The following is a 15,533-nucleotide window of genomic DNA, read 5'->3' on the forward strand; positions in this document are numbered from 1 at the left end:
CAAAGGGCGGGATTCCCTTTTCTGACTAGTTGCCCTCTATGCTCAAACGTCTTGTTTCGCTGGCGCTGTTCGTCTGTGCCCCTTTTTTGTCCGCGGCACCTCATGCCAGCGCTGAACGTTTGCAGCAATTGGCCAATGAACCGTTCTGGATTTCTCTGGGTCACTACGAAGCCGGCAAGCTCGGTGGCTGGCGCAGCTATGTCACAGACCCGAAATTCTTTCTCGCCGCCAACGGTGCACACGACCCGCAGGCGGAGCTGAGCGCAACACTCGACGCTATTTACGCACCCGTCAGTAACGAACAGACCCACGCCCAGTGCGTGTACCCGGCACGCACCCGCTGGCTGCGTGACCAGTTGCACCTGACGGGCCTGCCGACCCCGGACTGCAAGGAATTCAAGGCCTGGTACAAGGATGTGGCCCCGGACAGCACGGTGCTGATTTTCCCGGCCGCTTACCTCAATAGCCCCTCGTCGATGTTTGGCCATACGCTGCTGCGCATCGATCCGGCCAGCGCGAAAACCAACAACACCACCTTACTGAGCTACGCGATCAACTTCGGTGCCTACATCGAAGGCATGGACAACAGCATTCTGTACGCGTGGAAAGGTCTGGCAGGCGGCTATCCTGGATTGTTTGCGCTAGTGCCGTATCAGGAAAAACTGTCGGAATACCGCAGCCTGGAAAACCGTGACCTCTGGGAATACCGGCTGAACCTGACTGCGGAAGAAACCGGGCGCATGGTCGAGCACGTCTGGGAGCTGAAACAGATCCGCTTCAGTTATTTCTTCTTCGACGAAAACTGCTCGTACCGGCTGCTGGAATTGCTGCAGGTCGCCCGCCCGGGCCTGAAGCTTACCGATCAGTTCGGCCTGACCGCGATCCCGACCGATACGGTCAAGGCGATCAAGGCCGCCGGGCTGGTGGAGAAGATCGACTATCGCCCGTCACGCGAACGCGAACTGCTGAGCCGCGCCGAACCGCTCGATGCAGACGAGCAACAGTGGGTATTGAAGGTCAGCGCCGACCAGAAGCAACTGCAGAACAGCGAGTACCTCGCGCAGCCCAAGGAACGCCGCGCGTTGATTCAGGACGCCGCGTATCGTCTGGAACGCTACCGCGCCAACGGCCTTGAGCGCGATACACAACGCTCGCAGCGCAGCTTCGAACTGTTGCAGGCGATCAACCAGAACCCGCCGCCACAACTGGACATCCCGCGCCCCGGCCTGCCGGAAGAAGGCCATGAATCACGCACCTGGCAGTTGGGAGCGGGCACACGCAGTGACAAGGCGTTTGCCGAATATGGCCTGCGCATGGCCTATCACGACCTGAACGACAACGCCTATGGCTTCCCGCTGGGTGCGCAGATCGAGATTCTTCAGCTCAAGGTGCGTCAATACGAAGGCAATGACTGGCAGGTACAGCAACTGGACCTGGCGACCATTCGCTCACTGACTCCGCGCACTGAACTGCTGAAACCCTGGTCATGGCAAGTCACCGGCGGCCTGGAACGGGTTCTCGGCAAGCACGGCGACGAAAACCTCGTCAGCCATGTCAACGGTGGTGGCGGCGGCACCTGGCAACTGGCAGACGACATGCTCGGCTTCGCACTGGGCACCGTGCGGGTCGAACACAATAACGATTTCGCCGAATTCATCTCCCCCGCTGCAGGCTTCAACACGGGCGTGCTGTGGCGCAACCCGCTGGGCAACCTCAGCCTGGAAGCCAAGGGCGACTATTTCACCAATGGCGAAGTGCGCCGCAGCGTCAGTCTCAACCAGCAATGGGAGCTGTCCCGCAACCTCGGCCTGCGCCTGAGCGCCCAGCGTGAATTCAGCCAGATGAGTTCGCCACAGAACGAAGTGATGCTTGAGGTGAAGTGGTATCACTACTGACCGGATCAGTAGCGAGTCGCCGGCAGTGTGCGTCGAAAATAAAAGCACACTGCCATTACACGTTCCCTACATCGCTTTTACAAATAACTCACAAATTACCTTCTAGACTCCTCTCATAAGCAGAGGGAATCACCATGAAGCGGTATTGGCTGTTGTTGTCGCTGGCCATCGTGCTGGCGAGTTGTCAGTCCACCCGTGACCAGATGCTGGCGGAGGGTTATCCGCCGGGTTTTGCAGACGGCTATCAGGACGGCTGCAGCAGCGGCAGGGATGCAGCAGGCGCCACTACCGGCCAATTCCGCAAAAACGTGCCCCGTTACTTGAAAGACAAGCTTTACGCCCAGGGCTGGACCGATGGCTTTCGTCAGTGCGAGACCTCGCAGGACAATCGCGACCGGCTCGATCCCGGCCAGGTCTTCAATGAGCGTGACCGTGCCTGGGAGCGGGAAAAGACCCGCAGTGCCGCCAAGGCCTACCGCCCGAACTGACCCACAAAGCCTGGAAAATCGACGAAACCAATGATGCCCTGCTGTGGCCCAAAGCCTATTAGGGAGGACATTCCATGAGCCGCGCATTCGTAAACGAAGACAACGCTGCCGCCGAAGCCGAGCAACCGGTAGAGCGGCTGGTCAGTACACAGATCAACTACGTCACGGCCGAAGGCCTGACCATGTTGAAGAAACACGTCAGCAGCCTGCAGGCGCAGCACAGCACGCAAACCGCGTTGGGCGAAGCGGCAGACAAGCAGCGACTGGCCGATCTGGAACGCGACCTGCGCTACTTCAACCAGCGCCTGCAAAGCGCGCAGGTCGTCGCACCGGCCGTGTCGACCGAAAAAGTGCAGATAGGCAGTTGGGTAACGTTCGCGGATGAACAGGACAACCAGCAGCGCGTGCATCTGGTGGGAGAGGATCAGGCCGATGCAGCCAAAGGACAGATCAATTGGGGGTCGCCACTGGGCCGCGCCCTGATCGGTGCGCAGAAAGGCGATGAAGTGTTGTGGCAGCGCCCGGCGGGCGATCAGTCGATTGAAGTGCTGCTGATCGAACCTGACGCGTGAGCCAGGCCGACCAGCGGCAGCGCCGCTCCTTGCAAGGAGCGGCGCTGCCTGAACGCTGATCAGGCCAGCTTTTTGTGACGCACACGGTGCGGTTGGGCAGCCGCTTCGCCCAGACGCTTCTTGCGATCGGCTTCATACTCGGTGTAGTTGCCTTCGAAGAAGATCGCTTGCGAATCGTCTTCGTACGCCAGGATGTGCGTGGCTACACGGTCAAGGAACCACCGATCGTGAGAGATCACAATGGCAGCGCCCGGGAAGTCCAGCAGCGCTTCCTCCAGTGAACGCAGGGTCTCCACGTCGAGGTCGTTGGACGGTTCGTCGAGCAGCAGCACATTGCCGCCCTCTTTCAGGGTCAGCGCCAGGTGCAGACGACCCCGCTCACCACCGGACAGGTCCTTGACGAACTTCTGCTGATCGCCGCCCTTGAAATTGAAGCGACCGACGTAGGTACGCGACGGAATCTCATAGTTACCGATACGGATCACATCGGAACCGTCGGACACTGCCTGGAACACCGATTTGCTGCCGTCCAGGTCATCACGGCTCTGATCCACGCAGGCCAGCTGCACGGTTTCACCGACTTCGATGCTGCCCGAATCCGGCTGTTCCTTGCCCATCAGCATGCGGAACAATGTCGACTTACCGGCACCGTTACCGCCAATCACGCCAACGATGGCGCCTTTGGGCATGGAGAACGACAGGTTGTCGATCAGCACGCGGTCGCCATAGCCCTTGGTGACGTTCTTGAACTCGATAACCTTGTCGCCCAGACGCGGACCGGCCGGGATATAGATCTCGTTGGTCTCGCTGCGCTTCTGGAATTCCTGCGACTGCATCTCTTCGAAGCGTTGCAGACGCGCCTTGGATTTGGACTGACGCGCCTTGGCACCCTTGCGGACCCATTCCAGCTCGTCTTTCATGGCTTTTTCGTGAGCGGTCTGCTGCTTGGATTCCTGCGCCAGGCGGTCCGACTTGGCTTCAAGCCAGCCGGAATAGTTGCCCTCGTAAGGAATGCCCGCGCCGCGGTCGAGCTCCAGAATCCAGCCAGCCACGTTGTCCAGGAAGTAACGGTCGTGCGTGATCGCAACCACAGTTCCCGGGAAGTCGTGAAGGAAATGCTCCAGCCAGGCGACCGAGTCGGCATCCAGGTGGTTGGTCGGTTCGTCGAGAAGCAACATGTCCGGTGCGGAGAGCAGCAGGCGGCACAGCGCGACGCGGCGCTTTTCGCCACCGGAAAGGACCGAAACCTTCGCATCCCAGGCCGGCAGGCGCAGCGCGTCGGCGGCGACTTCCAGCTGACGCTCCAGGTTATGGCCATCGCTGGCCTGCAGGATGGATTCGAGCTTGGCCTGCTCGGCCGCCAGCTTGTCGAAATCAGCGTCCGGCTCGGCGTATTCGGCGTAGACCTGATCGAGACGCGCCTGGGCGTCCTTGATCACGCTGACCGCCTCTTCGACGACCTCACGGACCGTCTTGTTCGGATCAAGTTGTGGCTCCTGCGGCAGATAACCCACATTGAGCTCCGGCATCGGACGCGCTTCGCCATCAAACTCGGTGTCGACACCCGCCATGATTTTCAACAGCGTGGATTTACCCGAACCGTTGAGGCCCAGCACGCCGATCTTGGCACCGGGAAAGAAAGACAGAGAGATGTTTTTCAGGATTTCACGCTTCGGCGGCACAACTTTGCTCAGCCGATGCATGGTGTAGACGTATTGAGCCATGAAATGAAAACCTAGCGTCTGTAATGAGGACCGATTTGGGTAACGAGCTTAAAGCTCCGGCCGGAAAAAAGCTTTTATTTGTCCTTGAGACTTGCCGCGAGACCGTTCCGAGCCTTGAATAAACTCAGTTGGAAATATATCGGGGCAGTGCTGGCAAATATAAAGCCTGATCGATATTGCAAAAAGTGGAGTCACTCATGCAGGAGTCGGTGGATACCACACGTTGCGCAAAGCTACCCGAATGCTGCGTGCAGGGCAAACGATACGGCCCAATGGCACTGGCACTTTGCCACAACTAAAGGCATGCTAGCCGCCCTCTTTGGGCGACCGCCTATTTTATCTAAAGCACCACTGCTTCAGTCCAGCAGTCAGGAACAGCGATTTGCCCACTTCAACGCCTCTGTCGTCATCAAGTGTTGCTACAGACAGTGCGACCAGGCCTCTGCGTGGGTCAGTGAAAGGCATGCTGGCGGGCCTGGTTCTGGTGGTGCTTGCCCTGTTGCTCTGGCAGCTGATCGAGCAATTTCATCAGACTCAGGAGCGCCAGCGTCAGCGCAGTCTGGAGTACAGCGTCCAGTTGTCAGACCGGATGAGTCTGAACATGGCGCTCAAGGCGCAGATCGCCATGAACCTGCTGGACGAGGCGCTATCCTCGGGGGAGCGGCTGGAGCAGCCGACGACGCTGGTGAACCTGCGCACTGCCCTGCCCGCACTGCGCAGCGTCGCTCGCCTGAATCGGGAGAGTGAAATTGTCAGTGACAGTGCCGAGGCCTCGCGCGACGGTGAGTTTCTCGAACAAGCCATGAAGCAGGCGCGCGGTCGCCCCTACTTCTATACCGGCTCCGAAGACGGCAACCAGATTTATATACTGATTCGCCTGGGCAACGGCGTGAGCGGCGACTACTGGGCAGTGCGCGTGGCACCCGACGCCTTGAAAGAACTTGCCAGCCAGCCGGCGCAGAACTTTCAGCACCTGTGGCGTCTTGAACAGCGCAAGACACAGCGGGTCATTCTCCATGAACAGGTGCCGGCCAACGAAGCGGACAGTGGTCTGTCCGATACCATTCTGCTGCAGCCGCTGAGCAACAGTGACTGGCAACTGCGGGGGCTGTTCGACACCTACAAGGCCCGCAGCGAAGTGCTTGCGCCACTGATCGGCAAGTGCCTGATCGGCCTGCTGCTGTCGATCCTGCCGCTGATCGCGCTGATCAGCCTGCGCCGACGCCAGCGTCAGATGCTGCAGAGCAGGCGCCGCTACCGGGATATCTTCGAAGGCGCAGGCGTCGCGATCTGTGTCATGGACATGTCCGGCCTTCAAGAGCAACTGGAAGCACTTGAGGTCAGGACCGGCGAGGACTTCGAGCGTCTGCTCAAAAGCCAGCCAGCCTCGCTCAAACGCCTGCTGCAGCAATTGCGCATCAGCGAACTCAACGAAGTTGCCTTGAGTCTGCTGGACATCGAGCACCGCGAACAGGCATGGCAACCATTGATCGAAGGCGAATCACGCTCGCGTCCGGGCGTCGGCATTCCGATCATTCAGGCGGTTCTCGCCGGGCAGCCACGACTGGAACTGGAAATCTGCCTGACCCGCGCAAGCGGTGAGGATCAGCACCTGTGGCTGGTCATGCGCCTGCCCGAGACACGCAGCGACTTCGATGCGGTGATTCTCAGCATTGGCGACATCACCAGCCGTAAACAGGTCGAGCTGTCATTGCTGGACCGCGAGAGCTTCTGGTCCGACGTGGTACGCACCGTACCGGACCATTTGTACGTTCAGGACGTACTCAGCCAGCGGGTGATCTACAGCAACCACCACTTCGGCTACACGCTGGGTTACAGCAAGTCAGAACTGCACGCCATGGGCGAGTTCTTCTGGGAAGTCCTGCTGCACCCTGAGGACGCCCGAAACTATCAGGACATGCGCCTGCGCCAGCGTCACCACGGGCACAATGAATTACTGCAACGCGTGCTGCGCTTCCGGGACCGCGAGAGCAACTGGCGGTCTTTCGACATTCGCGAGCAGGCGCTGGCCTGGGACGCAGAAGACCGGGTCACCCGTATCATCGGCATTGCCAAGGACATTACCGAGCAGGTCGCGTCCAGCCAGTCGCTGCGTGACAGCGAACAGCGTTACCGCATGCTCGCCGAAAGCATCAGTGATGTGATTTTCTCCACCGACGGCCGGCTGGCAGTCAACTACGTCAGCCCTTCGGTAGAACGTGCGCTAGGCTACAGCGCCGAGTGGATCCTGCAGAACGGCTGGTCCGCCGCCATTGCCAACCCCCAGCAAATAGTCGGTTTTGATGCGCTCATGGACCGCATCGACAAGGTCCTCGACAAACCTCAGGAACTCGCCAGGCTGCGCGAAGAAGTCACCATCCGAATGTTCCTGTTCGACTGCCTGCGTGCCGACGGTCGCAAGATCCCGGTGGAACTGCGCGTGGTTCTGGTGTGGGGCGAACACGGCAATTTCGAGGGGATCTTCGGCGTGGGCCGGGACATCAGTCAGCAGCGTCGGGCCGAGAAAGACCTGCGCATGGCTGCCACCGTATTCGAGCATTCGACATCCGCCATTCTGATTACCGACCCCGCTGGCTATATCGTGCAGGCCAACGAGGCCTTTACCCGCGTCAGTGGCTATGAAGTGGCTCAGGTGCTCGATCAACTGCCGGGCATGCTCACCGTGGAGTCCGAACAGGAAACCCGGCTGCGCCACATCCTCAGGCAGTTGAACGGACAAGGCACGTGGGAAGGTGAAATCCGGCTCAAGCGCCGTAATGGCGAACACTACCCGGCTTGGGTCGGCATTACCGCAGTCCTCGACGATGAAGGCGACCTGGCCAGCTACGTGTGCTTCTTCAGCGATATCAGCGAGCGCAGGGCCAGCGAGGATCGTATCCACCGTCTGGCCTACTACGACGCGCTGACTCATCTGCCCAACCGCACCCTGTTTCAGGACCGACTGCATTCGGCGCTGCAGCACGCCGAGCGCCAGCAGGCCTGGGTGGTGCTGATGTTCCTCGACCTCGACCGCTTCAAACCGATCAACGACTCCCTGGGCCATGCCGCGGGCGACCGGATGCTGCAGGAAATGGCCACGCGCCTGCTCGCCTGCGTGTCGGTGGATGACACCGTGGCCCGCATGGGCGGGGATGAATTCACTCTGCTGCTGGAACCGGATGAAACCCGCGAAGCCGCGCTGAATCGCGCGATTCACGTTGCCGAACGCATTCTGACCAGCCTGATAACGCCTTTCGTACTCGAAGGCCGCGAGTTCTTTGTGACCGCCAGTATCGGCATCGCCCTCAGCCCGCAGGACGGCAAGGAACTGAGTCAGTTGATGAAGAACGCCGACACGGCGATGTATCACGCCAAAGAGCGCGGCAAGAACAACTTCCAGTTCTATCAGGCAGACATGAACGCCACCGCTCTGGAGCGTCTGGAGCTGGAAAGCGACTTGCGCCACGCCCTGGAGCAGAAGGAGTTCACCCTCTTCTACCAACCGCAGTTCAGCGGCGACGGCAAACGCCTGACGGGCGCAGAAGCCCTGCTGCGCTGGCGCCATCCACGTCGCGGGCTAGTACCGCCCAACGACTTCATCCCGGTGCTCGAAGAGCTCGGGCTGGTCGTGGAGGTCGGTGATTGGGTCCTGGCCGAAGCCTGCCGCCAACTCAAACACTGGCATCAGGCCAGGGTTCGCGTGCCCAAGGTGTCGGTCAACATCTCGGCACGGCAGTTCTCGGACGGTCAGCTCGGCAAGCGTATCGCCCTCATACTCGAACAGACCGGCCTGTCACCCGCCTGCCTGGAGCTGGAACTGACCGAAAGCATCCTGATGCGCGAGGTCAACGAGGCCATGCAGATACTCGACAGCCTCAAGAACCTTGGCCTGAGCATCGCCGTCGATGACTTCGGCACCGGCTACTCGTCGCTGAACTACCTCAAACAGTTCCCGATTGACGTGCTGAAGATCGACCGTACCTTCGTCGATGGCCTCCCATCCGGCGAGCAGGACGCCCAGATCGCCCGCGCCATCATCGCCATGGCTCATAGCCTGAACCTCTCGGTGATCGCCGAAGGCGTGGAGACCCATGAACAACTGGAGTTTCTTCGCGAACACGACTGCGACGAAGTCCAGGGCTACCTGTTCGGCCGCCCGATGCCCCCTGCGCAGTTCGAAGCGCAATTCAGTAATGATGCGTTGTTCATGCTGGATTGAATGCGGGCCTCGCGCCCCGGCCATCGTACATTTGAACGATAGCCGAACCCTTGAATATGAGTAGACTTGAGCCACTGCCTCGCACAGCGTCGATGACAGCGAGCGCTCTACCCATAATAAAGAACACAAGGGGGTAGCATGATCAGCGATACAACATCCCTGGACAGTGTTTCCTGTCAGGTCGTTGAAGCCTTGAACAAGGTGATTCTCGCGCTTCAGACCGAGGTCAGCAGCGCGTCGATCTCTACGTTTCATCAACAGGCGCTTGAGCGGGCGTGCGCGCTGGTGACGTTCGACAAGGCCTGGTGGGGAAGATCCACCTGGCGTGACAACTGGCCCGTCGAGCACAGTTCCTTTTTGCTCGGCCTGCCCACCGGCTATCCCGCCGAGTGGGAGCAACTCAAGACCTCGGATGCCAGCGTCGGCAGAATGCATCAGACCCAAGGCGTCTGTCAGGTCATTCACTGTACGGCAGCGGATGCACCTCCCGCGCTGGCCGAACTCGGACGCCAGTACGACCTTTGTTTCGCTCTGGGCATTGTCCTGACCGACCCGCACACCCAGCAGGGCGTGCATTTGACGCTGTTTCGCTCGGCTGACCATACGCCCTTTTCGCCCTTGGACAAACGCCTGATCGAGTGGCTGATGCCGCATCTGATCGCCGCCGAACAGGCCAGTTATCTGCGCACGCTCACGACCCTGCGGGAAACTCAGGGCGCCTACGATGAGACCGCCATGGCGGTGAGCGATCGTTACGGCGTGCTGCTTTCCATGGAGCCTGCGTTCTCGTCGATGCTGGGCTCGGAATGGCCCGACAGACCGTCCAATCGTCTGCCCAGACAATGCAACCCTCAAGAGGGCTATTCGAGTCAGAACCTGCACATCACGTCGCAGCCGGTGGGCGACCTCGTTCTATTGACGGCGCGTCGACGCAGCAGTCTGGAACTGTTGAGCACGCGCGAACTTCAGGTCGCCCGAGGCTTTGCGGTCGGACAGACTTACAAGGAAGTCGCGCGCAACATCGGTATGTCGCCCTGCACCGTCCGGCACCACTTGAGAAAGATCTACAACAAGCTCGGTGTCACCCGTAAAGCGCAGATCGCTCAGTTACTGCATTTGACTGACGGCTGACGCCAACGCGTTCCAGCCCATTTCCGGTTTTTCCAATAACTGCCACCCCGCAAGGGAGGGCTGTGCTCGCCCATAAAAATAACAAGGCGCTTACCGATGTCATTAAAAAACCACTTCCTTAGCGCTTCAGGGCTCGCCATGGCGATCCTGTGGTTATCGTCCACAGCCTGCGCCACCGAAAATGCTGCACCTACGACAGCCGCCGGCGTTTTCGACTTTGGCGCAGGCTTCATGCCGCCCACCACCCCCAATGGCACCGTCGGCATGCGCATCAGCAACTACCGGGCGAATGTCATCAAGGACAGCCACGGCAATGACAGCCCCAACGATTTCCAGATCAACGTCCTGGCAATCGGCCTCGCTTATTTGCGAATGACCGAGCAGGAGTTTTTGGGGGCCCGCTATGGTTTCGCGGTGGTGCCGATCTTCTTCAAGATGGATGCAGACCTGGGCGTGAACGCCGGGGGGCAACGGGTCTTCAGCGACAGTGCATCGCTGTTTCGCCAGGCGGATCTGCAAGTGGTACCGATCATCCTGGACTGGAAGCTCGGACCGGGGCTGGGCATCAATGCCCAACTGATGTTTCAGGCGCCCACCGGGGACTATGACAAAAACCGTCTGGTCAGCCCTGGTACTCATCACTGGACGGTTTCTCCGCTGTTGAACGCGACCTACATTTCACCCGGTGGCTTCGAGGTTTCCTCGAGTTTCCAGATCGATATAAACGCGCGTAACCCCGACACCGATTACCGCAGTGGCGTTGAGTACCGACATGAGTTTGCAGTGGGCCAGCATGTGGGCGACTGGACCGTCGGCATTGGCGGCTACTACTACCGACAGCTGTCGGACGACGACGCGCCGGGACTGACCCGCGGCAATCGCGCCCGAGTACTCGCCGCAGGCCCTGCAGTGAGTTACTTCAAACCCGGCGCCGGTCTGCCGCCCATCTGGTTGCACGCCTACAAGGAGTTCGACGCCCACAACCGTGCCGAGGGCTACACCGTAGCGCTGCGTACCGGCATCAGCTTTTAAGTGGCATGCGCAACGCGACGACACGCTTTCAATCCTGGAGACGATCGATGAAAGACCTGCACGAATTATTCAATACGCTGGACGGCCGAGGCCTGGCAACACTGGTACGCAATGGCGAGGTGACCCCCGGCGAGCTGCTGGAAACCGCTATTGAGCGGGTAGAACAGGTCGAGCCAGGCCTGAACGCCGTCAGCGAAAGGCTTTACGATCAGGCGCGCAGCCAGGCGAGCGGGAGCAGCGTCAGACAGGGCGTCATGGCAGGCGTACCAACGCTGGTGAAAGACATGTTCACCCCGATGACCGGGGCTCGCATGACCAGTGGCTCGCATGCGCTGGGCGAGTTTCGCTCAGACATCGACTGCGAAATCGTCAGCCGGCTGCGTCAGGCAGGCTGCCAACTGATCGGAACGACCACCGCGCCTGAATTCGGCGTGTCCTACAGCACCGAATCGCAACGCTTCGGCGCGACCCGCAATCCCTGGAATCCGCAATACAGCGCGGGCGGTTCCAGCGGGGGTGCAGCAGCGCTGGTTGCGGCGCGCGCCATCCCTTTCGCCCATGGCAACGATGGCGGCGGCTCGCTTCGCGTACCGGCCTCCTGCTGCGGCGTATTCGGCTTCAAGCCATCGCGTGGCCTGCTGCCATCAGGCCCAATGGTCGGCGAGGGCTGGGCAGGCCTGAGCACGGCCCATGCGATCACACTGTCGGTAGGCGACAGCGCCGCCCTGCTCGACGCCACTGCCGGGAGTGACCTGGGGGCTCCCTATGCGGCGCCCATGCCGGCGACGCCGTTTGCACACGCCGCGGGACGCGATCCCAGGCGCCTGAAAATCGCTCTGATCTCGGCAATATCACCCTGGCCCGCCGAACCGGAAGCCCTGGCTGCACTGCAGCACACGGCGGCCTTGCTAGAGACGCTCGGCCATTACGTGGTCCCGGCGACGTTACCGATCCAGCTGCCTGAATTCCTCGATGCGACGTTCGACATCATCGGTTCACACACCCAGGGCTACCTCGATCTGTTGGGCAAAATGCGCGGTTTCCCGGTCTCTATGGACGAGCTGGAGCCGCGCACCCGCGTCATTCTGCGCGAACGCGGGCAACTGCCTGCAACACGCTACATTTCCGCGGTCGAATCGATGCATGCACTGGGCCGGGCCATGGCCGGCTTCTTCGAAGAGTACGACGTTGTCCTCACCCCGACGCTCAACCGCGCGCCGCCCCGCCTGGGAGAACTGGCCTTCGACGACGACAGTCGGTCCCTGCAGGACTTCATCGCGCTTTCACACAGCTACTCGCCCTACACGGCAATCTTCAACGCGACTGGCCAGCCAGCCATGTCCGTGCCCCTCTACTGGACAGCAGATTCGCTGCCACTGGGTTCTCACTTTGCCGCGCGGTTTGGCGACGAACTGACCTTGCTGAGCCTTGCCGGGCAACTGGAGCGCGCCCAGCCGTGGGCCGCACGCAGGCCGCCGTTAAACGCTTGCGCGGGTTGATGCGAAGGGATTATTGGCGGTGATGGTGGTAAGCCAGGCAAGACCACCGCCTGCGTTGCTGGCGGCGGTCTACCGGCTACAGGCTTATGGCTCGCCAGCCGCTTGCTGTGCAGACGCCGGAAGCGACCCGGTCAGGTACCGGAAGCGGTCGTAGAGACCCGCCACTACCTGCCCGCCTGCGATCCTGCCCGGAATTGCCGTTTGCAGGGTGCCGACCGCGCTCCCCAGACGCGAGGTGCTGACGTAATTTCCGGCCCAGGACGCTGCCGCCCTGCCAGCCTGATGCGCCGCCTTGCCTTTGTCAGTCAGGTAGCTCAACCCCTTGCCAGCTGCTGCGCCAGCCACTTCTCCAACCATACCGGGAAGCGTGAGGTTGGCTGCGGTCAGGACCGCGGCACCGGAGGCGTAGCCTTTGATCCCCTTGTCGAGAAAATTCCAGACTTTGTTGACGCCCAGAAACCCCGTCATCACCAGATTCAGGCCGACGATCTCCTTGAAGACCTGAACCGCCTTTTGCATGTCGACTTCAGGGTTCATGGCCAGTTTGAGCATCTCCGATACGCACCAGACGCCGTCCGCCGCGTAATCGGCTTTGCCGACCATGCTTTTCATCAACATCACCAGCGCCGCACCGATACTCGCAGTCAAGGCCACCAGCCCCAGCTTGGTGTAGAAGTCAGGGTCCGCCTTGCGCTCCCCCTCGGCCAGCTGCAGACCTGCGCGCAGGGCATCGGCGCCTTCGAACCTGGCCTGGAATTCGCTGCTTTGGGTGCCCAGGTACGTCAGGCTCGAGTTCATGATGTCGGTGATGCTTTTGTCTTGCTTGTACAATTCGGTCGCCACTTTCATCTGCTGGGCAAAATGCTCGCTGACGTCGAAATGCCTGACCACGGCAAGATGGTCTTCCTCCGGGATGCTGGCGTTCCCGGTGTCTGGCCTGGAAAGCTTGCTCTTGGCGAGCTTGAAGGCGGCGACGATCGATTCGCGGTTGAATACGCCCAGCGTGGCTGCGCCCGATGCCACGGCCGTTGCGATACCGAAGCCGACCTGCTCCAGCAGGTGTTCGTTTCTGGCAAAGGTGGGCTGCGCCACGATGGCGTTGGCCAGCACGGTAACGAAATAGCGGTTCAGACCGTGATCGACATTGGTCCGTGCGTTGGTCAGCTCGTTCATCATCAGGCCAGCCATGAACACTGCGTTCTTGGTGAAGTGGGCAACCAGCGATGAGCTGTAGGAGTTGTCCTTGCTGACGAATGCCACGGCCAGTGGCAAGGGTGCCAGCGCGAGCAGCATCGCCGGACTTGCAAGGACGCGACTCTTGAGCGAGGCGCCGTTCTTGAGCGTGCCCAGTTCGGCATTCATGCTTTGGTTAAGGCTGAGCAACTCGTCTTTCACATCAGAGGGTAGCCCCGAGCGGCTCAACACTGCAGGCAACTTTTCGTTGTGAGCGCGCCAGGCGTCGAGTTGGCCCTGACCGTTGGCCTGAACGATTGCGCCCAACATGTCACGCTCGGCCTCGCTCAGCGCCGACGATGGCTTTTCCAGCAGCGTCTTCACAACATCGGACGTCGTGGTAGCAGCACTTGGCAAATGACCAAGACGTGCCAGTTGCTCCTCGCTCAACACCAGCGAACCGTTGGCCAGCGCCAACCGCAGTTTTTCATCGAACCCCATGCCGCACCGGGCCTCGATGTCTCCTTCAGGGGCGAAGGGCAATGGGGTATTGCTGACGATATCGCGTTGTTCCTGCGTGAGATGCAGCACATGCTTGTTCAGGAAGGCATGCATCTGATCGGGCGACAGGTGTGGCGCCGGGGTGCGCATCAAGGCCAGCAACCCCTTGTCGTCCATCGGCGCGAGCGCCCCGTAGGCATCAAACTTGCGCACCAGATTACCGCCGGCCTTGAGCAACGCCTGGCTTCTCGTCAGCCGGGGCTCGGCAGGCTCGTGGCCGGGTGCAGGTGCTTCACCTGGCTCGATGGAGATTTCTTCCGGCCTCGGCAAAAGATCGTGTTCGCGCAATAGCTGCAGCAGCGCCCCCGCCACTTCCGCCAGCTCGCGCAATTCATTGCAGGCTGGCGCGTCCTGGCAATTTTCGGTCAATGCCTGCAATGCGCCGGGCAACGTCTCCAGGTGATTGAGCGTGTCGGCATGTGAGCGCAGCAGACTGACGATCGCTTCGGGTTGACGCTGGAGGCTGTCATTCAAATCCGCCGTACGCTGCTTGGCCGTGCGCACGAAATGGCTGAAGAGCGTGTAAGACGAAACAACGGGTGGCTCTGCGCCCAGCGTCTCGGGATCCAGATGAGTCAACGCCAGCAGATCCGGAACCGCCCGGGCTAACGCAGGCGACTTTGCAGTCAAACGAGCGACCGATTGGTGCAGGCGCGCGGTCCTGAGCCCCTCGCAGGCCAGTGACAGCGAGTCGTGAGATGCGTGAGAAGCAGGCATGTCCGCCAGCCGGCCAATACAGCGCTCAAGCAGGTCTTTCAGCGCCGGCGCCTGATCCTCGCTGGCGAGTTGGTGCCAACCCTGCTCGGTCGTGGCGACCTCGGCCAGGCTGTGGCAGAGCTGGGCAACTGTGGGCCAGGACGGCTGCTGTTTATCCAGCTCACGCTGGAGAGCAGACAACAGACGCACAGAGTCCTGCGCTGGCGCGGCCGAGGTGCGACCAAATGCCACAGCCAGCTTGCCGGAGGCAAAAAACGCTACGGTACGAGCCTGCTGCGGAGCTTGCTCACTAACGCCGGCTGCATCGCCGGACGCAGGAGCAACCTCCGGCAATGAGGAATGAGAGGAGCGCGTGATCTGAGAGGGCATCATGGCGTTTTTACCTACTGTCGGTGGGTACGGGCAACAGACCGACTGAGTGTCGTCCGGCCCGGAACGGTTCCGGCAGTTGAAGGTAAATAGATGCGTGATCGCTGAAATTTCGAGTGAATGTGCCCGGTTCACGCTGCAGTTCACTCAATC

General features: G+C 60.6%; 9 protein-coding genes. 7 read left to right on the forward strand and 2 right to left on the reverse strand.

The annotated features are described in order from the left end of the window. Positions 1-38 precede the first annotated feature (38 nt). The 3 genes from JOE39_RS15300 to JOE39_RS15310 all read left to right on the forward strand — a co-directional run bounded on the left by JOE39_RS15300 (position 39) and on the right by JOE39_RS15310 (position 2,955). Positions 39-1,895, forward strand: a complete 1,857-nt coding sequence (locus tag JOE39_RS15300; RefSeq protein WP_004416069.1) for a DUF4105 domain-containing protein — start codon at positions 39-41, stop codon at positions 1,893-1,895. Positions 1,896-2,029: 134 nt separating this feature from the next. Then, positions 2,030-2,383 carry a hypothetical protein gene (locus tag JOE39_RS15305; protein WP_029571783.1) on the forward strand — a complete coding sequence of 118 codons (354 nt, stop codon included), beginning with the start codon at positions 2,030-2,032 and terminating at the stop codon, positions 2,381-2,383. A gap of 74 nt (positions 2,384-2,457) precedes the next feature. Beyond that, a complete protein-coding gene (locus JOE39_RS15310) occupies positions 2,458-2,955 on the forward strand; it encodes a GreA/GreB family elongation factor (RefSeq protein WP_003340434.1) in 498 nt (165 codons plus the stop codon). 59 nt (positions 2,956-3,014) lie between these two features. Here the strand turns inward: JOE39_RS15310 and ettA are convergent, their stop codons facing one another. After that, on the reverse strand, positions 3,015-4,679 hold the full coding sequence (gene ettA, locus JOE39_RS15315; protein ID WP_003399986.1) for an energy-dependent translational throttle protein EttA: 1,665 nt from the start codon (positions 4,677-4,679) through the stop codon (positions 3,015-3,017). A gap of 463 nt (positions 4,680-5,142) precedes the next feature. Here ettA and JOE39_RS15320 point away from each other — a divergent pair, with 463 nt between their 5' ends. The 4 genes from JOE39_RS15320 to JOE39_RS15335 all read left to right on the forward strand — a co-directional run bounded on the left by JOE39_RS15320 (position 5,143) and on the right by JOE39_RS15335 (position 12,560). Next, positions 5,143-8,898, forward strand: coding sequence for an EAL domain-containing protein (locus JOE39_RS15320; RefSeq protein ID WP_245227484.1), 3,756 nt, complete (start codon positions 5,143-5,145; stop codon positions 8,896-8,898). Positions 8,899-9,036: 138 nt separating this feature from the next. Beyond that, on the forward strand, positions 9,037-10,029 hold the full coding sequence (locus tag JOE39_RS15325; RefSeq protein WP_024663291.1) for a helix-turn-helix transcriptional regulator: 993 nt from the start codon (positions 9,037-9,039) through the stop codon (positions 10,027-10,029). A gap of 96 nt (positions 10,030-10,125) precedes the next feature. Beyond that, positions 10,126-11,061, forward strand: a complete 936-nt coding sequence (locus JOE39_RS15330; protein WP_016569006.1) for a transporter — start codon at positions 10,126-10,128, stop codon at positions 11,059-11,061. Between the two features lie 47 nt (positions 11,062-11,108). Beyond that, entirely contained in the window at positions 11,109-12,560 is a 1,452-nt protein-coding gene (locus tag JOE39_RS15335; RefSeq protein ID WP_210078587.1) for an amidase, read from the forward strand. A gap of 84 nt (positions 12,561-12,644) precedes the next feature. Here JOE39_RS15335 and JOE39_RS15340 read toward each other — a convergent pair whose 3' ends face one another. Beyond that, positions 12,645-15,383: a HopW family type III effector protein gene (locus tag JOE39_RS15340; RefSeq protein WP_024664011.1), complete on the reverse strand. Its 2,739-nt coding sequence runs from the start codon at positions 15,381-15,383 to the stop codon at positions 12,645-12,647. Between the last annotated feature and the right edge of the window lie 150 nt (positions 15,384-15,533).

Origin of the sequence: Pseudomonas sp. PvP100 (genome assembly GCF_017833055.1) — a bacterium.
In the GTDB taxonomy this organism is placed as follows: Bacteria; Pseudomonadota; Gammaproteobacteria; order Pseudomonadales; family Pseudomonadaceae; genus Aquipseudomonas; species Aquipseudomonas syringae.

What these genes read in the sequence shown, in the direction of transcription:
- JOE39_RS15300 (WP_004416069.1), top strand. Translation starts at nt 39, where the DNA reads ATGCTCAAACGTCTTGTTTCGCTGGCGCTGTTCGTCTGTGCCCCTTTT.
- JOE39_RS15305 (WP_029571783.1), top strand. Translation starts at nt 2,030, where the DNA reads ATGAAGCGGTATTGGCTGTTGTTGTCGCTGGCCATCGTGCTGGCGAGT.
- JOE39_RS15310 (WP_003340434.1), top strand. Translation starts at nt 2,458, where the DNA reads ATGAGCCGCGCATTCGTAAACGAAGACAACGCTGCCGCCGAAGCCGAG.
- ettA (WP_003399986.1), bottom strand. Translation starts at nt 4,679, where the DNA reads ATGGCTCAATACGTCTACACCATGCATCGGCTGAGCAAAGTTGTGCCG.
- JOE39_RS15320 (WP_245227484.1), top strand. Translation starts at nt 5,143, where the DNA reads ATGCTGGCGGGCCTGGTTCTGGTGGTGCTTGCCCTGTTGCTCTGGCAG.
- JOE39_RS15325 (WP_024663291.1), top strand. Translation starts at nt 9,037, where the DNA reads ATGATCAGCGATACAACATCCCTGGACAGTGTTTCCTGTCAGGTCGTT.
- JOE39_RS15330 (WP_016569006.1), top strand. Translation starts at nt 10,126, where the DNA reads ATGTCATTAAAAAACCACTTCCTTAGCGCTTCAGGGCTCGCCATGGCG.
- JOE39_RS15335 (WP_210078587.1), top strand. Translation starts at nt 11,109, where the DNA reads ATGAAAGACCTGCACGAATTATTCAATACGCTGGACGGCCGAGGCCTG.
- JOE39_RS15340 (WP_024664011.1), bottom strand. Translation starts at nt 15,383, where the DNA reads ATGATGCCCTCTCAGATCACGCGCTCCTCTCATTCCTCATTGCCGGAG.